The organism is Phycisphaeraceae bacterium (assembly GCA_019636735.1).
Taxonomy (GTDB): Bacteria; Planctomycetota; Phycisphaerae; order Phycisphaerales; family SM1A02; genus VGXK01.
Genome location: JAHBWY010000003.1, coordinates 48,633 through 69,130 on the forward strand (window position 1 = coordinate 48,633; position 20,498 = coordinate 69,130).

The 20,498-nt window shown below is 66.9% G+C and carries 16 protein-coding genes; 6 read left to right on the forward strand and 10 right to left on the reverse strand.

From position 1 onward, the window contains the following. Positions 1-82 precede the first annotated feature (82 nt). The 4 genes from cls to KF724_04320 all read right to left on the reverse strand — a co-directional run bounded on the left by cls (position 83) and on the right by KF724_04320 (position 3,588). Positions 83-1,516, reverse strand: coding sequence for a cardiolipin synthase (cls, locus tag KF724_04305; GenBank protein ID MBX3354901.1), 1,434 nt, complete (start codon positions 1,514-1,516; stop codon positions 83-85). 77 nt (positions 1,517-1,593) lie between these two features. Beyond that, positions 1,594-2,061 (reverse strand): transcription elongation factor GreA, encoded by a 468-nt coding sequence (locus KF724_04310; protein ID MBX3354902.1) that lies wholly within the window; start codon positions 2,059-2,061, stop codon positions 1,594-1,596. Beyond that, complete coding sequence (locus KF724_04315; protein ID MBX3354903.1) at positions 2,052-2,762, reverse strand: hypothetical protein; 711 nt, start codon at positions 2,760-2,762, stop codon at positions 2,052-2,054. The genes KF724_04310 and KF724_04315 overlap by 10 nt, the downstream gene beginning before the upstream one ends. A gap of 13 nt (positions 2,763-2,775) precedes the next feature. After that, the gene (locus KF724_04320) at positions 2,776-3,588 is read right to left on the reverse strand and encodes a cell division protein FtsQ (GenBank protein MBX3354904.1); all 813 of its coding nucleotides are present in this window, start codon (positions 3,586-3,588) and stop codon (positions 2,776-2,778) included. 143 nt (positions 3,589-3,731) lie between these two features. Here KF724_04320 and KF724_04325 point away from each other — a divergent pair, with 143 nt between their 5' ends. Further along, entirely contained in the window at positions 3,732-4,520 is a 789-nt protein-coding gene (locus tag KF724_04325; GenBank protein ID MBX3354905.1) for a heme-binding protein, read from the forward strand. Positions 4,521-4,705: 185 nt separating this feature from the next. On the opposite strand, the gene KF724_04330 is transcribed toward KF724_04325, so the two are convergent. After that, a complete protein-coding gene (locus tag KF724_04330) occupies positions 4,706-6,418 on the reverse strand; it encodes a S8 family serine peptidase (GenBank protein MBX3354906.1) in 1,713 nt (570 codons plus the stop codon). Between the two features lie 232 nt (positions 6,419-6,650). Between KF724_04330 and KF724_04335 the strand changes: the two genes are divergently transcribed. Together KF724_04335 and KF724_04340 are read left to right on the forward strand one after the other, a co-directional pair. Further along, positions 6,651-7,238: a sigma-70 family RNA polymerase sigma factor gene (locus tag KF724_04335; protein MBX3354907.1), complete on the forward strand. Its 588-nt coding sequence runs from the start codon at positions 6,651-6,653 to the stop codon at positions 7,236-7,238. 12 nt (positions 7,239-7,250) lie between these two features. Beyond that, positions 7,251-10,028 (forward strand): serine/threonine protein kinase, encoded by a 2,778-nt coding sequence (locus tag KF724_04340; protein ID MBX3354908.1) that lies wholly within the window; start codon positions 7,251-7,253, stop codon positions 10,026-10,028. A 101-nt stretch (positions 10,029-10,129) separates the two neighbouring features. Here the strand turns inward: KF724_04340 and KF724_04345 are convergent, their stop codons facing one another. The 3 genes from KF724_04345 to murC form a co-directional block, all read right to left on the reverse strand. After that, a complete protein-coding gene (locus KF724_04345; GenBank protein MBX3354909.1) occupies positions 10,130-11,215 on the reverse strand; it encodes a D-alanine--D-alanine ligase in 1,086 nt (361 codons plus the stop codon). Positions 11,216-11,279: 64 nt separating this feature from the next. Continuing rightward, positions 11,280-12,218 carry a UDP-N-acetylmuramate dehydrogenase gene (gene murB / locus KF724_04350; protein MBX3354910.1) on the reverse strand — a complete coding sequence of 313 codons (939 nt, stop codon included), beginning with the start codon at positions 12,216-12,218 and terminating at the stop codon, positions 11,280-11,282. 8 nt (positions 12,219-12,226) lie between these two features. Continuing rightward, positions 12,227-13,813 (reverse strand): UDP-N-acetylmuramate--L-alanine ligase, encoded by a 1,587-nt coding sequence (murC, locus tag KF724_04355; protein MBX3354911.1) that lies wholly within the window; start codon positions 13,811-13,813, stop codon positions 12,227-12,229. A gap of 81 nt (positions 13,814-13,894) precedes the next feature. Here murC and KF724_04360 point away from each other — a divergent pair, with 81 nt between their 5' ends. From KF724_04360 to KF724_04370, 3 genes are read left to right on the forward strand one after another with little or no spacing between them, the layout of a single operon-like run. After that, positions 13,895-15,280, forward strand: a complete 1,386-nt coding sequence (locus tag KF724_04360) for a sigma-54-dependent Fis family transcriptional regulator (GenBank protein MBX3354912.1) — start codon at positions 13,895-13,897, stop codon at positions 15,278-15,280. 2 nt (positions 15,281-15,282) lie between these two features. Continuing rightward, entirely contained in the window at positions 15,283-16,929 is a 1,647-nt protein-coding gene (locus tag KF724_04365) for an LptF/LptG family permease (protein MBX3354913.1), read from the forward strand. Beyond that, positions 16,929-18,089 (forward strand): LptF/LptG family permease, encoded by a 1,161-nt coding sequence (locus KF724_04370; protein ID MBX3354914.1) that lies wholly within the window; start codon positions 16,929-16,931, stop codon positions 18,087-18,089. Before KF724_04365 ends, KF724_04370 begins: the two co-directional genes overlap by 1 nt. 71 nt (positions 18,090-18,160) lie before the next feature. On the opposite strand, the gene KF724_04375 is transcribed toward KF724_04370, so the two are convergent. Next, a complete protein-coding gene (locus tag KF724_04375; protein ID MBX3354915.1) occupies positions 18,161-19,240 on the reverse strand; it encodes a peptidylprolyl isomerase in 1,080 nt (359 codons plus the stop codon). Then, positions 19,237-20,436, reverse strand: coding sequence for a hypothetical protein (locus tag KF724_04380; protein ID MBX3354916.1), 1,200 nt, complete (start codon positions 20,434-20,436; stop codon positions 19,237-19,239). The genes KF724_04375 and KF724_04380 overlap by 4 nt, the downstream gene beginning before the upstream one ends. Positions 20,437-20,498: the final 62 nt, after the last annotated feature.

The window sequence follows — 20,498 nt, forward strand, 5'->3', positions numbered from 1 at the left end:
GAGGGTTTCGGCCCATCGGGCTCGCCCGGTGAACGGGCGAGCGCATCGGCCGGCGCGGCGGACCGGTCCGAATGACCCGCGCTCAGAGCAGCGGACTGAGCAGGCCGGCGGCGTTCTGCGCCAAGCGATCCTGCCAGCGGCGGTGGCGCCACGCGTGGGGCGAGAGCACGACCGACTGATCCATGTAGCCCTGCTGATGGAAGCGCAACTGGCTCGCGAAGTCGGTGTCATAGATGAGCACGCTCTGCTCGAAGTTGATCTCGAAGCTGCGGCGGTCGAGATTCGCAGTCATCACCATGGCGAGCGAACGATCGACGGTGATCGTCTTCGCGTGCAGCAGGCCCCTGGTGAACTCGTGGATGTGCACGCCAGAATCCATCAGGCTCTCGTAGTGGCTGCGGCTGGCGAGCCCGACGAGTCGACTGTCATTGCGCTGCGGTACCACCAGGTGGACCTCGACGCCGCGTCGGGCGGCAATCGCCATCGACTGGTGGAGAGCGGCATCGGGCACGAAGTAGGGGGTTGTAAAAACGAGCTCCTCGCGAGCAACCTGCACGGCCGCCTGCACGAGACTCGTCATCGCGGCATTGTTGAAGTTCGGGCCCGTCGCGACGGTCTGCGCCGCGATGCCGTTGTCAAGAACGGGCGGGTGAACGGAGAGAAGATCCTCGAGGGACTCATTGGTATCGAGGAACCAGTCTTCCAGGAAGATGAGCTGGAGCTCGCGCACGAGCGGACCTTCGATGCGCACGGAGCAATCCACCCAGGGGGCGTAGCGCGCCTTGGGTGCGAACCCGGCGGCGGCGATGTTCTGACTGCCAGTGAAGGCGATGAGGCCATCGACGACCAGAAGCTTGCGATGGTTGCGGACATCGATGCGTCGGGCGAGGCCGCGAAGAAAGTGAACGGGCAGCGCTTCAGCCACCTGCACGCCACCACCCTCGATCGCGCGGCGCAACGGGCTTCGCAGGAACGCGCGGCTGCCGAGGCCGTCGACCATGAGGCGAACCTTGACGCCCCGCGCGGCGGCGCGTCGAAGGGAATCCCCGATGCGCTCGCCCGCGGCGTCAGCCAGGTAGATATAGGTGAGCAGGTGGACATGGTGCGACGCGCCGTCGATCGCCTCGACCATGCGGTCGAGCATTTCGTCGGTGTCACCGTGCAGCGAGAGGCGATTCCCGGCCGTCGCATGGCTGTTGCTGACGCTTTCGGCCAGTCGTGCGAGTTGCTGTTCCACCGGAGAGAGGGTGGAACTTCTCGCGCGCGGATCCTTGTGAATGTGGACCTCCGGGCGATCCAGGCGCGCGAGAATCTCCTTGTGGCGCCGCATGCGATAGCGGCCGAACCACACCTCGCCCAGCAACAGGTAGGCGATGACACCGGCGATCGGGATGGTCATGACCACCACCACCCACGCGAGCGCCACCGAGGGGCGATCGCCCTTGCGGATCACCACCCAGCCCGCAGCCGCGAGCTGAAGAAGGAATCCGGCGATGATGACGGCGAAGTGGAGCAGGTCGGCGTCGCAGTCTGGCCGCGCCCAGAATCACGGCGGGCCGATGGTGACCTTCAAGGGCGGTGTGGCGCGCATCATCATGCGACGATCGCCACCACTTCGAAGCGCTTCTCGCCCCTTGGCAGCACGACCCGGATCGTCTCTCCGATCCTGGCGCGCATCAGGGCTTCGCCCATGGGGCTCGACACGGTGACCTCGATCCAGTCGGAGTCGTCGTCGGTCAGCGAGCCGACGAGCTTGAAGAGCTCGATCGACGAAGAACCCACTTCGCGAAGCTGGACCACCGCACCGAGAAAGACCATGTCCTCGGGCACTTCCATGTTCTCGCCCACCACCTGCACGCGGGCCAGGCGGGCCTCCAGATCGCGAATCTTCGCCTCGTTGTGGCCCTGATCCTCGCGTGCGGCGTGATAGTCGGCGTTCTCCTTGAGATCGCCCTGGGCCCGCGCCTCGGCAATCCGCTCCGAAATGGCCTTGCGCGCAAGAATGCACTCGGCCAGCTGGGCCTCGATGCGCTCCTTGTCGGCCTTGGAGATCAGCTCCATGCTTCGAGCCTATCGCGGTGCGCGGGCATGAGCAACCCGCGGCGCTCATCCCGGGAGCGCTCGCGCCGCCGCCGCACGACGCCGACGAGCAGCGCCAGCGCCCACGCGACGAGCGCCACGCCAAGCGCACCCTCGGCGGCGGCCCAGTCGCGCGGCGCAGGTGGCGCGCCTCCGGGTGAAGCGAGCGCGAGAAGCGCTTCGAGCGGGCCGCCGTGGACGCTCGGGAATGGCGCGACCCATTGCGGTGCAACGGCGCGCAGCGGCATGGCACCGAGCGCCACGAGCAGGACGAGCGCCATCGCCGTGGTGCGCACCCAGCGGCGCGCCGATGGCGTGGCCGCGGCGACGATCGCGCCGACGGTCAGGACACCAATCGCCAGCATCGCCATGATGAGCGCCATGCGCACCGGTGGCCACGGGGTCACGAGTCGCAGAGGCCAGAGCACCATGTTCACCATGCCGAGCACCACGATGAGGTCGAGCACCGTGTCGCGCCATGGTGTTCGAGTGGGGCCCTGGCTCAAGCGCAGAAGAGGCCACGCCACCATCGCGCCGATGGCGCTCGAGAGGATCATCAACCGGACGGCTGGCGTGTAGCTGCTCGTCGCTGCAATCAGCGGTGGCTGAATGCCCATCGACGCGATCCATGAGAGGAAGAGCCACGCCGAGGCGAGGAGAATGAGGCCGCGTGGAAGTGGCATGATGGACGCGCGATTATCGTCGCATACCGACGAAGTCGCCCGTCAGGTTCAGTTCGCCATCGCCCACGGCATCGATGCGGCCGTAATGGTCATAGAGGAACTGGAGGTACGAGAGTTTCTGGTGGGTGGGCACCTCGGCGGCGGAGCCTTCACCCGGGGCGCGGCCCCAGCGGAGCTTGGCATCTCTCGTGGTGCGAAGCGTGAGCGAGCCGTCGTCGCGATAGCGCGAAGTGTCGACGGAAGCGATCTGCGCCCGGAAGGGACGCTCATCGAGCACTCGAAGGAGTGCGAGCGCTGCGGTCACTTCACCACCGCCGTAGCGCTCGCCGGGTGCCACCGGTCGCGGCGCACGGACACCGGTAATGCGCGGGAAGGCGGGAGCTGCGGCGGGGAGGTAGCTCCGGGGCAGGAGCCTGCCGCGCGAATCGATGAGGTGATCGCCATCGTCATCGCGCACGAGCGCCGCGGGCTCGGCCCAGGTCGCGCGCACCTCGACGGCACCGAGCGCAGAGCGCCGCACCTGCGAGAGCGTCTCGATCCACCCGGTCGCAAAGAGCGCGTCGGCAGCAACGCGGAGTCCATCCTGGTCGAAGGGGCTGCCGGAGAGCTGCTCGCGCACAAGCTCCTCGAGCGGGGCGAGGTCGGCGGGAGTCATCCACACGGGCGCGTTGACGAAGTTGACGCGGATGCCGTCGGAAGAGCGTGCCAGATCGGCTCGCGCAACCAGCGAGGGGACCGTGGCCACGATCACCGTAGCTCCGCCGACCAGGGCGGCGACCCACGCGGCGGCAATGCCGGCGATGCGAAGTCGTCGAAGTCGCTCCATTCCATGACACTATCGGAACGGCGCTTCGTCTGACTTCAGCCTTCAGCGGATTCAAAGGGGGCTGGCCATGACCCCCGACTCTGGAAACCCCTTCGGCCCGGTGGCTGGCGAATCCCGAGAGCCCCGTAGACGAACACTGCCGCATGCATCGACTCCGTCCCGCACGCATCCGCCAGTTCCGTGCCCACTGCGGCTTCGTGGCGCTCCTTGCCGCCGCCGCCTGCCAGTCGCCCACCTCAACGGTCCCGATTGCGAACGCCCGTTCGGCTGCAGCGGGGGCCGATGGGGCGCCAGCCACACACGCTTCGGCACCCTCGCTCCGCCGCACTCCTGCCGAGGGGGAGTCGATCCGAGTGGGTGGCGACATGACCTCGGAAGTCACAGGTCGGGATGGGGACTTCCGAGCCGGGCCGTGCAGGATCGACACTCCGCTGCCGCTCGGATACCCGATGCCGACGCCTCCGGGGGCAATCGAGATCAAGAGCTACCCCCTTGTGCGTCGCGCCGAAGTGCGCGGTGGCGGCACCCCCGACAGCGGCATGAACCGCGCCTTCTGGCCGCTCTTCAATCACATCAAGAGCCACGACATCGCCATGACCTCGCCTGTCGAGATGGACTATGGCGATGAGCCGGGTGATTGGACCATGGCGTTCCTCTATCGCTCTCCTGACATGAACCGCGTGGGACAGGAGGGGCGCGTCGAGGTGCGCGACGCCGAACCCACGGTGGTCATCGCGGTGGGCCTGAAGGGTGACTACTCGATGTCGCTCGTTCGGCGCGGCCAGCAGGAAATCGACGCATGGATGGCTTCGCAGAGTGAGTGGGTCTACGATGGTCCGTGGCGATCGTTGTACTACAACGGACCGTCGATCTTCTGGTGGAACAAATGGGCCGAAGTGCAGCGACCGATCAGGCTGGCGCCTGCCTCCTGATTCTCGATCAATGACCCCCGCGTGCGTCGGCGAGCGTGAGTGTGGCTCGCCGACGCGCTGTTGTGGGGCGTGGAGCGAGTCGGTCTCGCTTGCGATCCAGTGAAAAGCGCCGAGGCCCGGGCGAGGCGTTGGCCTGCGACGGACCTCGGCGCTTGAACTTCGCGCCGCCGGACTGGAGAGATGGCTCAGTTCGGAGTGGCCACGATTTCAACCGAATCGATGTCTGCGAAGCGAGCCGTGCTGTTGGCATTCACTCGGAATCGGAGCTTGAAGTTGCTCTTGTTGTTGGCGCTCGCCGGGAGTTGGACGCTGATCGTCTCCCATGAGGTGGCCTTCGTCTGCTCGATGATCTGCCACGCCGAGCCCGTCCACCACTCAACATAGAGCCACTGATTGGAGAGAAGACCCGAGGTCCGCCTCGAGTACTGCACCCTGATGTCCTTGAGACCGGCGGTGCTGATCGACTTCTCCATCCATGAGGATGAGCGCACCCTGGCACCCCACGAGCCGTTCAGCTTGGCCGCGGTTGTGGCGAAGGCATTGGTGTTCTGCACGACCCAGCCTCCGGCGGTCAGATTGCCCGACTCGAAACCGTCGGCGAAGACCACCGAGGGCTGTGGCGGGGGGGAATTGGCCACCAACTGAAGGGCTGCGCCGGCGTTCACGCGACCATAGCCAAAGATGTTGTCCACTCCCGCCGCGCCGAGATCGACACAGGTGGCGCGGACGATCGCCTCGACCTGCGCGGGCGTCAGGCTCGGGTCGTAGGACCAGATGAGCGCACAGAGGCCGGCCACGATGGGCGTGGCGAAGCTTGTGCCATCCACATAGGCGTAGGCGTTGGTTGCCGCTGACGCAGTGGTGCGAATGCTGACGCCCGGAGCCACGAGATCGACGAGCGGCCCGTAGTTCGAGAACGACGCCTTCGTGTCGCTCTGCGTGGTCGCGCCGACGACGATGACATCATCCTCGCGGTTTCCCGTCAGGTTGACATTGCTGTTGCCGGCGGCCCACACCAGGAGCGAGCCGAGCGAGCGCACATAGGTGCCGGTCGTGAAGACGCTGGAGCTGTTGACACCGGAGTAGCTGACACTCGCGACCTTGTCGCCGAACTCGGCGGCGCGGCGAGCCGCGAGGGTCAGGTTCGACAGGGAGGCGCTCCCGTTGCTGCTGTCAGTGACGCGGAGCATGCGGTGGCGCAGGTTCCAGCCCATCCCGGCAATGCCGAGGCCATTGTTGCCGGTGGCGGCCGCAGCACCAGTGCACAGCGTGCCGTGGCCGTTGATGTCATTGATCGGCCCCCCCTGGCTCTCCCACTTCTGCGAGGGCACATGGTAGCCCTCGAGCCTGTTCTGCCAGAGGTCCTGATGGTTCGACAGAATGCCTGTGTCGCAGATGGCCACGACCACGGTGGGCGAACCGATGGTGAAGCTCCACGCGAGGCAACTGTTGAGACGATTGGCCGCGTGGTGCCATTGCTGCGAAAGCAATGGATCGTTGGAGCACGACTGGATCGGGAAGAGAATCCAATCCGGCTCGACATAGGAGAAGCCTCCCGTCGCGAGCAGCCGCGCCGCGATGGAATCTTCCGTCTCACCCGCGGGCACTCGAACGAGGTACTCATCGACCTCGGGGAAGTGGCGCTCGATGCCGATGGCAAGCATCTCCCGCTGGCCTGCGGTCACCAAAAGCAGGCGCTGGAACTCAGGGATGGCGCGCTGCACGGCGTCCGCGGGCTGAATGGGTCGGGCAATCAGGCGCCCGCTGAACTCGCGCTCCCCCGGGATTTCGGTGAATCCCCCGGGGTTGGCGGGCGCCTGGGCCAAGGCGGTGGTGGGAATGAGCGCAGCGACAGCGAGCGCGATTGCCCTCGCTCCACGACGAATCAGGTTGAACACGGGAGTCCTCCTACGAGTGGGGGTGAACCCTGAGGCAAGGTGAAGATAACCCGTCCTTCAGCGATGCCAAGTTCATCGAACAGAAATCCTGAAGCGCTCCAATCTCGATGAGATGGCACTGTTTGAAGGCCAATCGGCTCTCTCAGTTGGCTCCGCTCCGGTGGGCTCGCCATAATGAAGGGGTGTCCGGAGATGCCCGAACGGAGCGTGGACCCTGGTGAGCCATGACGACATGTCGAGGAACGGGGGCGACCTGAGTAATCCGCGCCAGCCCGGCGGCCCGAACGCCTGGCTTGACACCGCCTATGAACAGCTCCGAGCCATGGCCGCCGAGCGGTTGCGGGCCGAAGGTGTCGGCCACACCCTCCAGCCCACGGCGCTCGTCCACGAGGCGTGGCTTCGACTCGCCGGGTCTGCCCAGGGAGCCTTCAAGGACGAGGCTCACTTTCGCGCCGTCGCTGCGCACACGATGCGACAGATCCTGATCGATCACGCCCGCAGGAAGAAGGCGGAGAAGCGGGGTGGCGGGCTGCTTCGTGTCACGCTCGATGCCGCCCTCAACGACTTCAACCCAGGCGCTTCAACACCCGCCTCTGTGATTGGCGAGACCGCGGGAGTCGACCTTCTCGAACTCGACGATGCCATGGAGCGACTTGGGGTGCTCGATGAACGCAAGCTGAGGGTGGTGGAACTCCGCTTCTTTGGGGGGCTGACGATGAAGCAGATCGGCACCGCCCTCGACATCTCGCCCAAGACGGCGGAGGCGGACTGGACGATGGCCCGAGCATGGTTGCGGTCACAGCTCACTGCCGCCGGATGACGGGCGAACTCCATGGATGCCGCCCGATTCGAACAGCTCTCGCGGCTCTTTGAGCGCGTCATCGAGCTTGACGCTGGTGAGCGCCAGCGCGTCATCGATGAAGCGTGCGCTCAAGACCCGGAGTTGCGGAGCCAACTTGCGCGCCTGCTTGAAGCCCACGATGCCGAGGAGGGTGGGCACGCGCTGCTCGAAGGGGGGGTGCGCATCACGACCATGCCATTCAGCCCAGCGCCGGATCCGTCCCCGGAGCTCGGTCCGGGAGGCCTCCATCGCATCGGGCGCTACCGCGTCATTCGGGCGATTGCGAGCGGAGGCATGGGCACGGTCTATCTCGCCGAGCAGGATGAACCTCGTCGCCAGGTGGCGATCAAGCTCCTGCATCCAGGGCTTGCTGGTTCGTCCATTCTGCGTCGCTTTCAGCAGGAGGCGGAACTCCTCGCGCGCCTTCAGCATCCCAGCATTGCTCATGTGTACGAGGTCGGTTCGATCGGCGAGCACGCGCGAGCGCAGCCCTTCATCGCGATGGAGTTCATCGACGGTGCGCCGCTGACCCGGTATGCCTCGAAGGCGAAGCTCGACACCGATGCCCGGCTGCTCCTTATCGCGGAGATTGCCGACGCCGTCGAGTATGCCCACCAGCGGGGCGTGGTCCATCGCGATCTGAAGCCCGCGAACATCCTGGTGGATGCGCAGGGGCGGCCGCGCATTCTCGACTTCGGCGTCGCCCGCGCGGTCGGTGATGAGACGCGCCTGGTCACCATGCAGACTGAGACGGGCCAGTTGATCGGCACCATGCCCTACATGAGCCCCGAGCAGGCCGGGGGTATGGTCAATCAGATCGATGCTCGCGCCGACATCTACGCCCTCGGCGTGGTGGCCTTCGAGCTCCTGGCCGGGCGACTCCCCTATGTGCTTGAAGGCCGGGGTATCCACGAGGTTCTTCGAATCATCAGGGAGGATGAGCCGACGCGCCTCGGCGCCGTCAATCGAACCCTCTCGGGTGATGTCGAGACCGTGGTCGCCCACGCGCTCGAGAAGGAGCCGCAGCGCCGCTACCAGAGCGCCGCGGAGTTCGCGGCCGATCTCCGTGCGGCGGCGAAGCGCGAAGCAATCCGAGCGCGACCGCCGAGCCTTGTCTATCGGGTGAAGACTTTCACTCGCCGGCATCGGGCGCTGGTCGCGGGGACGCTGGCGGTCTTCGTCGCGCTGGTGATCGGGATCATCGCAACCTCGCGGGCTCTCCTCCGGGCGCTCGACGCTGAAGAACTCGCCGCGGTGCGGTTGACCTCGGTCTCCCTCGAGGCGGCGAAGGCGCGGGAGATCAATCGCTTCCTGCTCGAGATGCTCGCCTCGGTCGATCCGCGCACTGCGCGTGACCCCGATGTGCGCATGCGCGAGGTCCTCGATGCCGCCGCCGCCCGGGTCGATGCGGGCGGTGCTCCGACGGCGCCCGAGGTCAACGCCGCAATCCGGCACACGATCGCGTCAACCTATCGGGCGCTGGGGGCCTATGAGCCCGCTCGTCGCTTCGGTGAGGAGGCCCTGCGCATCCGCACCGAGGTGCTGGGGGAGGAGCACCAGGAAACGCTGGAGTCGATGATGGAGCTCTCGGAAGTCCTTCGTGAGTCGGGCGATCTCGCAGGCGCTGAACCGTTGGCGGTTGAAGCGATGCGCTTGGCCCGAGCGATCCACTCGGAACCTCATCGAGCCATGGGAATCGCCCTCAACAACCTGGCGCTCATTCGAAGAGCGCAGGGGCGCAGCGCCGAGGCGCGCGAGTTGAACGAGGAGGCGTTAGCGCTGCGGCGTCTGCTTCACTCCGAGCCCCACATCGACAAGGTGGCCAGCCTGAACAACCTTGCGCTGCTGGCCTACACCCAGGAGCGCGATTCCGAGAGGGCCGAAGCGCTCCTGCGTGAAGCCATCGCGATGTTGGAGACGCTCTATCCCGACGGGCATGTCTACCTCGCCTCGTCGCTTGACAGCCTGGCAAGCGTGGTGGCGTCACGCGGCAATCTCGTCGATGCGGAAGCCCTCTCGCGACGATCGGTCGACATGCGGCGTCGTCTGCTTCCGCCGAATCACGACTTGCTCGGCGAGGGACTGAGCAATCTCGGCTTCATTCTGCGGCGGCAGGGGCGGCTGGATGAGGCGGAGCCCTTCTATCGCGAGTCGCTCGAGATTCGCCGGGTGGCGTGGCCGGGCGATCACCCCGGAGTGGCGACATCACTGAACAACTATGGCCAGCTCATGCGGGCGAGCGGGAGACTCGTGGAAGCTGAACCGCTGCTGCGCGAGGCGCTCGAGATGCGACGGCGTCTCTTTCCCGGAGACAGCGCCATCGTGGCGGCGACGGCGCATGTCCTTGGGTTCATGCTGATTTCGATGGAGCGGTTCGATGAGTCGATCGAGCTCATCGAGGAGTCGTTGGCGATGACCGAGCGACTTTCCGGTGACCAACGCGAGGAGATCGCGACCCGGCGCACCAGCCTCGCGGCGGCCTATCGGGCAGCAATTCGGCTTGATGAGGCGATTCCCCATGCGGAGCACGCGCTCCAAGTACGGCGGGAGCTTCAGGGGCCAGATCACGCGGAGATTGCGCAGGCGCTCTTCGGTCTCGCGCGGCTTCACCGAGAGCGAGATGGCGAGGGCGACAAGGCCTTGGCAGAGTCACTCCTGATCGAAGCGGACGAGATGGCGGACCGGCTTCCATCGCCGCCGCAGGAACTGCTGGATCGGATCAGGGCCATGCTCGCCGAACTCCGGGAAGGGCCGACGGCGGGGGCCTGACCCGAGCGAGGGCGCGAGCAAGTGCGCCGTCCAGATCGTGGACAGGGTCGAATGCCGGGTGTCCCATGCATGGCGCTCTTGCGGCGCTCTCGCGGCGTTCCTCATCGGGGACGAGGACCTTCGCGCGGCCGCTCCTTCTGCGAGGAACCGCGTGCCGCCGAGCGATCGGCGGGGACCGCTCCATCGACGAGCATGGTGCAGAGAGAGGGGAAGTCGATGCCCGCGTGCGCAGCGGCCTTCGGTACGAGCGAGTGATCGGTGAAGCCCGGCATCGTGTTGACCTCGAGGAGCCACGGGCCCGCGTCATCGGCCATGAAGTCGACTCGAGCGAGATGCCGCGCACCGAGTGATCGAAGCAGCGTGGCCGCGTACTCACTCGCCCTTGCAACGACCGACTCCGGGAGAGGCGCGCGCCGGGAACGCATCGATGCCCACGACTCCGCGCGGTGGGGGTCGAGCACATACTCCGTGTCATTGCGAAGGTACTTCGCGTCGTAGTCGTAGAAGCCCTCGGCAGGGACGATCTCAATGACAGGAAGAACGCGGCCCAGCACCCACCCGACGGTGATTTCCCTTCCGGCGATGAGTCGCTCGGCCATGGCCCGCGGGCGGCTCGCGTGAATCCTGCGCCGCGCGTCGGCCACTTCGTCAGCGCTTCGGCAGATGAAGACATCGACCGTCGAGCCGTCGTCAATCGGCTTGATCACGAGCGGCGGCTCGAGGTCGCAGGGCTCTCCCGTCCTGAGTTCGCGCGCCGGCGGGGTGGGCACGCCAATCCGCCGCGCCAGCATCTTGGTCGCGAGTTTGTCCATCGCCAGGCGCGCGGGCTTCGCGCGACATCCGACGAAGGGCCGGCCATCGACTTCGAGGAGTTCCTGAAGGGGGCCGCCCTCGCCCCAGGGACCGTGCAGCGCGGGGAAGATCACTCCGCCCGGCATCGCTCGAAGCTCTTCGAGCGTCGGCCTCTCGATGACCTGCTCGTGGACCGTGCGCCCGGCGCGCCTGAGCGCGGATGCGATCATCGCGCCGCTCTTCAGGCTGACTTCTCGCTCCGCGTCGGGGCCACCCATCAGGACAAGGACTTCGAGCGACTCGTGCGAGCCGCCGCTCGATCCGCTGCCGCTAGCGTGCCGCGTGGCCGAGTGCGGGTCATTGGTCGGTTGAATTGAGGGAGTGGAAGTACTCATGGTGACGGAACCAATTGATGGCAGACTCGGGAGTGCGCGCGGGTCGCGGTTGAATCAACGCGCCTCATGCCTCACCGCGTCGCCAGAAGACGACCTCGGTCTCAAGCTCGATGCCGCTCTCGGCGAGGACTCGCTCGCGAATCTGCCGCACGAGGGCTTCGAGATCGATTGTTCGAGTTCCCGGCGAAACGGTGATGAAGTTGCCGTGTCGATCACTGACGGCCGCGCCGCCCACGCGAACACCCTTCAGCCCGGCACGATCGATCAGCGCTCCCGCGGAGACTCGATGACCATCAGGGGCGATGGGGTTGCGGAACATGCACCCGGCCGAGTGGTCGGCGAGCGGCTGCGTGCTCTTCTTGTAGGCGAAGATCTCCTTCACGCGATTCCGCACCTCGACGGGATCATCCTCAGAGAGCGTGAAGGTGGCCCAGAGAATCACGCCCGCGGGAAGCGACGCATGGCGATAGTCGAAGCGCACCTCGCGGCGAGGGAAGACCACCCGGCTTCCATCAGGGAGAAGCATGCTGACCGCGTGCACTGCATCGCCGATCGATCCATAGCGTCCGCCTGCATTCATGCGGACCGCGCCACCGACGCTCGCCGGAATGCCCGCCATGGCGGAGAGGCCCTCGAGTCCTCGGCGGGCGCAATCCTGCACCAGTTGCGGCAGATCGGCGCCCGCGCCCGCGCGCAGCGTGCCGAGCACGCCCTCGGCATTCGCCTGGACGCGCTTGAAGCAGGGAGCATCGAGTTTCACGACCACGCCGTCGACCCCTTCGTCGGCGACGAGCAGATTCGCCCCGGAACCGAGCACACGAAGGGCGAGGCCCGCCTGATGGCAGCGTCGCATCAGCGTCGCGAGCGCCTCCTCGCTCTGCGGGTGGACGAGCACATCGGCGCGGCCGCCAATTCCGAACCATGTGTGCGCAGCGAGAGGCGCATCGGTCTCGGCGCGGACATCGAGATCGGCGAAGAGGGCGGCGGTTCCGGAGGGTGACACGAGCGGAGTCACGATGGATCGAGGGCTCGGGAGACGGCGTTGCTTCGAAGAGTGCCGGCCGAGGGGCGGTCGGTGCGGCCTTCGGGGCCACGCAGGAAATCGTAGGCGATGCTTCCCACCGGACCTGCGCCCATGACAACCAGCAGGTCGCCGTCGCGGCAGACCACTTCGAGATGCTCGACGATCGCCTCGAAGGGATTGAGGTGGATCGCGTGAACGCCCTTCTCGCGGAGGCGATCGACAAGGTCGTCGGCGCTCACCCGCGTGCGCTCCTGTTCACTGTCGCGAACGAAGTAGATGGGCGGCACGATGACCAGGTCGCAGACGGAAAAGCTCTGCGCGAAGTGCTCCAACAGGAACCGTGTGCGACTGTGCTGGTGGGGCTGGAAGACGCAGATGAGGCGCTCGGGGCGCTCCCTTGCCGCCAGGGCCGTCAGTGTCTTCTCGCACTCAGTCGGGTGATGGCCGTAGTCGTCATAGACGACGACCCGCCCGCCGCCCGGGAGCCGACGCTCGCCAAGGCGCTGGCTGCGCCGATCAAGACCCGCGAAGTTCGACACGGCCTCTTCCACGGCGGAGCGCTCGGCGCCAAGCCAGAGCGCAAGAATGGTGGCCGCCGCCGTGTTGAGGACATTGTGAAGGCCCGGCATCGGGCAGGCGAGGCGCGCGATCTCCTCGCCCTTGTGCGTGATTCGCGCCTGCGTCAGGCGCTGGGGTGGGCTCTGGCCCCGCTCGACTTGATCGCCTTCATCGACCAGGGCCACGACATAATCCGCCGAGGGATCCCAGCCGAAGGTCGCCCACTCGCAGGCGAGGCCCGCGGTCACCTCGCGGCGATGCGCCCCTTCGTGGGCGATGAGCAGGCGCCCGCCGCGCGCGGCGGGCGGCAGTCGTTCGGCGAAGTGTCGGAAGCTCGCAATGATCTCATCGAGTGAGCCGTAGCAGTCGAGGTGATCCTCTTCGATGTTGTTGATGAGCGCCAGGACCGGCCGGTGGTGATGGAAGCTGCGATTGAACTCACACGCCTCCGCCACGAGGATGCCCGGGTCGTTCCGGCGTGGGCCCGAAGGGATTGTCTCCGCACCGAGGCGACTGCCGCCGCCAAGTTGTTCGCAATGGGCACCGACAATCACGCTCGGGTCAAGGCCGGCGTGCACCAGAAGGTGCGCGAGCATGGCCGTGGTGGTGCTCTTGCCGTGCGTGCCCGCGATCGAGATCGAGGTGCGGCCCGACTGGGCGCCACCGAGCGCCTCGGCATAGCCGATCACCGGAATCCCGCGACGCTGTGCGGCGATGAGCTCCGGGTGGTCGGGGGCGATGGCGGCGCTTGCGATCACCACATCGCACTCCTCTGGAAGTTCGCCCCGATCCTGATCGTGGGCGACGGGAACGCCGCGGGCGGTGAGTTCGAGCGTGACGGGACTGGCGGCACGATCGCTTCCGGCGCAGTGGGCGCCGCGCTCGGCGAAGAGCCGGGCGAGCGCGCTCATGCCGCATCCGCCCACCCCGGTGAACCAGAGCGACGATCCGCGAACCTGTCCTCGCTGAAGCCGCTCGAGCGCACTCTCTCGCGACGGGGTTTCTCCGTGGGGCACGGAACGCATGCTACGGCGCCTCGGCATGGCGATCGGGATATCGGCAGCGGGAACGCCCGACCCCTACAATCCGCGCTTCCAATGAGTGAACTCGGCTCGAACGCCACCGACCTCCACGCGCAGGTGCTGATCGTCGACGATGAGGCTGACCACGCGGAGACCATGGCGGAGGCCCTTCGCCGGCCCGGGCATGTCTGCACCATCGTCCACAGCCTTCGGGAGGCGGAGAATGAGCTCCGCCACGGGAGTTTCGATGTCATCGTGACCGACCTGGTCATGGAGCACCAGACGGCCGGCCTCGAGGTTCTGAAGCTCCAGCGCGAAGTCCAGCCCGATGCGGCGACCATCATGGTCACGGCCCACGGCGATGTGCCGACGGCAAAGGCGGCGCTTCAGGGGGGGGCCTACGACTTCATCGAGAAGCCCCTCGACCTTGTGGTCTTCCGCAATCTGGTGCAGCGGGCCGCCGAGACGGTGCTGCTGCGCCACCAGAACGAGCGCCTCCGTGGCGAGGTCGATGCCGCGTACGCCTTCGAAGGGATCATCGGCGACTCGGCCGCGATGCGGCGGGTGATCGACCTCATTCGTCAGGTCGCCCCGAGCACCATCCCGGTCCTCATCGTCGGCGAGAGCGGCACGGGCAAGGAGCTGATCGCGCGCGCCATCCATCGCCACTCGAAGCGGCGCGAGAAGCGCTACGCGACCTTCAACGCGGCAGGGCAGAGCGAGAGCCTGCTCGAGGATCAGCTCTTCGGCCATGTCCGCGGCGCCTTCACCGGCGCCGACCGCGATCGCGAGGGCGTCTTCGAGTACGCCGACGGCGGAACGCTCTTTCTGGACGAGATCGGCGACATGCCCCTCACCATGCAGCCCAAGCTGCTTCGAGTGCTTGAGCTCGGCGAGGTCATCCGGCTCGGGTCGAACGAACCCCGCAAGACCGATGTGCGCTTCATCAGTGCGACCAACAAGGATCTCCGCGGCATGAGCGCCGCCGGTCGCTTTCGCGAGGATCTCTACTTCAGGCTCAAGGGGGCGGAGATCGTGGTGCCTCCGCTGCGCGAGCGGCGCGAAGATGTGCCTTTGCTGGTGCAGCACGCGATCGGGACCTTTTCGGCGGAGGTCGGGCGCCCGCGGCCGCAGATCAGCCAGCCCGCGCTCATGCGCCTGGTGAGCTACCACTGGCCGGGCAATGTGCGCGAACTCATGAATGTCGTGCATCGCATCGTGGTCACCTGCGACGGTCCGACCATCGAACTGCGTCACATTCCCGAGGAGATCAGCGCGAAGGATGGCCCCGACGATGCGTCGATCGGATCGCTCGCAGGGGTCGGGCTCGACAAGGTGGAGAAGGAGGCGATCCGCCAGACGCTGGCGATGACGGGAGGGAACCGCGAACAGGCGGCTCAGCTTCTCGGCATTGGCGAGCGCACGCTCTACCGGAAGCTTCGCGAGTACGGGCTGCGCTGATCATGCCGCTGATCCTGTATCGCCATCTCCTCGCGGAGCTTCTCAAGGTGTTCCTGCTGACGACCACCGTGATCGTGGTGGTCATCGCGTTCGGATCGGCCATCAAGCCGCTTGCGGAGAACTTGCTCGGACCTGCGGCGACGGCCAAGTACATCGCGCTGGCCACGGTGCCGATGCTCCAGTTCGCGATTCCCTTCGCGGGCGGCTTCGCGGCCACCATCGTCTTCCACCGCTTCGCGACCGACAACGAGATCGTGGCGATGGCGTGCTGCGGCCTCTCCTATCGGCGCATCCTGATTCCGGTTGCGGCGTTCGGCGTGATCCTGCTCGCCGTCGTCTTCTGGCTGGTGAACTTCGCGGTTCCGCACTTCTGGACGCTGCTGAAGGAGATCATCACCAAGGACGCGACCGTCGTGCTCGCCGCGTCGATCGAGCGCGGCGAGGCGGTCTCCCCCGACGGAAAGCTCTCGATCTTCGCCGACGGCATGCGGCTCGTTCTCGTGTCGCCCGCCTCCGGTGTCGAGAAGCGCATGGTGCTCTTCGGAGTGGCGGCCATCCAGAGCGACGAGCGACGGCGACCGGTCACCGAGTTCACCGCCGAGAGCGCCACGGTCGACCTCTACCGGATCGGCCGCGAGACATGGATGAAGCTCGCGATGTCGAATGCCACCGTCTTCAGGGCGAGTGAAGGCACGGTGGCGATTGTGCCCCGGGCGCTGCCGGATGCGGTTCGCATCGATCGAGGCTTCGTGCGCACGCCGAAGTACCTCTCCCTGCCGGAGCTCGTTGAACTTCGACGCACGGTGGATCGCCGCGGCGAGGATTTTGACGCGCGGCGCCCGGTTGACCTGCTCCTGACCAAGATCGACGGGTGGTCATGCCTTGGAAGGCTGCTCTCGGGAGGCGGCCGCGCGACCTTCGTTGATGAGGCGAATCGGCGCGAGTACCTGGTTGATGGCGGCGTCGTGGCCGGCAGTGGCATCTCTCCGCGCGACCAGTCGCCGATCGTGGTGACGGAGTACGAGCGCGGCGTCGCCACGAGGCGGGCGCTGACCCAGCGCATCGATCTCTTCTTCGACGATGAGCTACCCCCGGAACAGGCGCCACGATTCGACATGGCCGTTTCCCAGCCGGAGGTGATCGACCTGCGCTCTTCGGAGATGGCACGCATGCGCTGGCCGCAGCGCATCATCGGAGTCGAGGTCCGGACCTGCGGGGCGAGGGATTGGAGTTCGCTCGGCAACGAGGATGCCGCGGCCATGGTGGCGGAAGTGTCGCCCGACAACCCGGGGCCAGCGGAGGACCTGGCGGCCCAGGGCGCTGTCGCCGCGCGCGACCTGCGCCGGGCCGTTCGTCGCACGCAGGAGGACATCCTCTCGCAACTCTCGCAGCGCTTCTTCCAGGCGGCGAGTGCGCCGCTGCTTCTGCTGCTCGGGGCGATTCTGGCGACTTGGAAGCGCCACAGCCTTCCGCTCTCGATCTACCTGCTCAGCTTCATTCCGGCGGTGGCGAACATTCTGCTCCTTGCAAGCGGTCAGCAGCTCATGCGCAGCGGACAGGTTCAGGGGGGCTTCATCATGATGCTTGCGGGAACCGTGGTGCTCGCGATCATCGGCATCGTGGGATACCGGAGGCTGTCGAGGAACTGATGTTTCGCCGAGCCTTCCTCCTTCGACCGCCGCTCTTGGACGCCCATGTGGTGTCGCGCTTTCTCGCGAACTTCGTCCTGCTGTTTGCGCTCCTCTTTGTCTTTGCGATCTCGGTCGATGTGATCGTGCAGGCGGAGACCTTCCTCGATGCGGCGACCGCTGCGGTGCGCGACGGCCGCGCGGGCAATCGCGTGACCGGGGTGATCGCGGTCGTCCTCGACTTCCACGGTCCTCGCGTCTTCCAGTTCTATCAGTACATGCTGGGGTTGGTCGCGATCGGTGCCATGGGCTTCACCTGTGCCCAGATGCATCGCTTCCGGGAGCTGACCGCGGTCATGGCGGCGGGCATCAGCTTGCGGCGCATTGCCATTGCCATCCTGCTCGCGGCGGTGGGGTTGAATGTGCTTCAGGCGATCAACCAGGAGCTCATTCTGCCTCGCCTGGCGCCGATGCTGGTGCGTGATCATCGAGATCTTCAGCGCGCCGGAACCCAATCCTTCCCCGTGACGCTCACGCGCGACGGTGAGAACAACCTCTTCTCGGCGGCACTCTTTGATCCAAACTCGGGCGAGGCGGAGGGGCTGCTCGTGATCGAGCGCAACGAGCGCGGTGCGGCACTGCGACGCGTCCAGGCGGAGCGAGCCACCTACGACCCGGCGCGACGCGGCTGGCTGCTCAGCGACGGCAAGGCGATCGGTCGAGGTCTCAATCCCGATGGGGAGATCGGCAGCGCGGGCAGCGAGGCGGTGTTCATGCAGCCCGTCGACTTCGTCGCCTCGCAGATCACGCCCAAGATGATCGTGGTCCGGCGATTCCGGCTCTACTCGCAGATGCTCGACTATCGGCAGGTGCAACTGATGGGCGAACAGGGAGGTGCCGATGATGGCACCGTCGTGCGCCTGACGCTCGCCCGTTTCGCGGGCCCCATGGCGAACCTGCTCGTCCTGGCGGTGTCGATTCCATTTTTCCTGTTGCGCGAGCCAAGACCGCTGCTCATGCAGAGCGTGAAGGCCTCGGCGGTCGCGGTGCCTGCCATGCTGACGGCGCTGATCTTTCTGACGGTGCCGTTTGAAGACCTGCCGGCGGCGGCGAGCGTGGCGCTGCCCATCGCGGTCCTGATGCCCGCTGCCGCGTGGCGCCTGGCGTATCTGCGGACCTGAACGAGCCGCACGAGTTGGTGGAGTTCACCGCCGCGCGATCGTCGCCACGACGGATCGACGCGTTCTCTCCATCACCGCCGCGCGTCGGTGGGGGCGGCGACACGAACGGCTCGCCAGCTTTCAAGGAGAGCGTCATCGAAGATGGTTGCGTTGCTGGTGTCGCGCAGGATGGAACGGGCGTAGTTCTCCATCAGCAGCCGCTCCTGCGCCCGACGAACAGCCATGCGAGCGCGCTCGCGAGCGCCGGGATCGTTGATGGCGGGCTCCGCGGGGATCTCTCGCTCCAGTCGGATGATGACCCACGCGCGGTCGAGAAGCACCGGCGCGGAGACCTGCCCCGGGGCCAGTGACCAGAGTGCGCTTCTGAAGCTCTGGGGATAGTTGGGATCGAGGCGACTGATGGGCGCGAGCAGCCCGCCGCGTTCCGCGGAGCGATCGGTGGAGCGCTCGACGGCGAGATCGGCGAAGGAAAGGCCTCCCGCGAGTTGCGCCCCGATCGATTCGGCCGTGCGCACATCGGGTACCGCGATGATCCGGCAGACACGCTTGGGGCCATGCGCGGCGTCGAGTGCCGCGATGACGGCTTCATCAGTGACCCGCACCTCCTCGGCGATGAGCGCCCGGAGCGCGGCATTGCGGCGTAGGAGGTCGTTCCATCGCTGCCGCCCGAGGCCTTGCGCAAGTCGAAGCTCGCGAAGGAGCGTCTCCGCCCGTTCCCGCGAGGGGGCGAGCGTCTGGAGCAGCAACTGCTCCTCCTGCGCGATGGCGTCGGCGGAAAGCGTGATGCCCCGTTGCGAGAGGACTTGCTCGAGCCTTCGGTCAATCAACATCTCTTCGAGCACCGTGCCTCCGCTTCGCTCGGCGAGGCGAGGGCGCAGATCGCTCCACTCGATGACGACCTCGTTCCAGATGACGGCGGGTCGCGCATCCGAGGCGCTCGCGCCACTGCCGCGGCGCGCTGGACCGGAATTCGGCGCCGCTCCCTCGCTGTTCAAGTCGGCTGTCGGCACACTGGCTGGCCGACCGGAGTCGGCGGAGGTTGAAGCGCTGGGCGACCGGGGCGGCGACTCGCACCCTGTGCAGAAGGTCAGCGAGCCGAAGAAGAGCATGAATGTGAGGGACCGGGCGCGTCGCCCGGAGTTTGAAGTCATGGCGATGAACCTTCTCCAAAGACGAAAACCTCGGCCACGAGCCGTTGCGCCTCTCGTTCAGCTCTCTGCCGGAGCGAGGCGACTCGTGCGGGATCGATGCCGGGGCCATTTCCGTGCGGATCGCCCGGCGTCGCAAGCGTGTGCAGCGCGTCCATAGCCTGCGCCACCCGCGCGCGGCGCTCCGCCCGAGAGCGTTCGGGGTCGCGAGCTTCGCGGAGCAGTGCCTCGATGGGCGCGAGGGGATCAGGCGGCGGGGCGGCGCTCTTGTCGGCGGCCGGTTCAGCCGACGCCGGGAGGTCGGCCTGCGCACTCGCTTGAGCCGGATCGCTCGTGTTCAGGGCGGTGCGCCCGGCTTCGAGTGACCGAGGCGCCGGGTCGGGCGCACTCGAAGCGCCCGATGCCTCCGGTGTCATCGAGTCCGGCTTGGCTGCGCGAGCGTCGTTTCGAGCGGTTGTGACCGAGCCGGAGTCAGCGCCATTCGATCGCGTTGTTCGAGGCGCCATGACGGCAATCACGATCGCCGCCACCACCACCACGCCGGCGCCCGCGAAGAGCCACCACGGCAGCACGCGCCGACGGGCGGCGGTTCCTGGCGGAGAGGATCCATCAGATGGAAGGGGGCCGGCCTGTCCCGAGGATGAAGTTGGCGCGGGGGCGCTCGATCCACCCACCGTCCGCCGTCGCCGCACCTCGTCGTGGAGACCCTCGCGGAGCTCATCATTGGTCGCAAAGGCGCTGAGGCGCGGCGCTTCGGTCTCATCGAGGTGCGCCGCAGGCGGCTCGTCCTTGGTGGGAAGCCCGAGCGCATTCCGGTCGAGTGGCGCCCCGAACGACGCGCGACACGCAGGGCAGGACTCCATGTCGGGCGTCACCGTCGCCCGGCAACTGTGGCAGACGCCGAGCAGGTGCGCAACGCCCGGAGTTCGCCGTGCGACCATCCACAACTGGCTGGTGGTGGGGCCGCGAAGAATGGTGTCGCGCGTGATGATCTTCTGCGCGACGAAGTCCGCGATCTGCTCCCACGAGCACCCCGGCATGTACGGATGAGTCGCACTGCGAATGAACCACGGCCCCATGCGGGCGAGCGTTCGATCGAGGGTCGTCTGGTCGAGCGGAGTGCCGCACCCCGCGCAGGTGTTCGAGCGCGGCTGCGGGGCACCGCAGAAGGGACAGACGATGGCGTCGGATTGACTCACGAGGGGGCCTGAACGAGTTCACCGAGCAGCACGCGAACCCGGTGGGGTTCGCACCCGCGCCG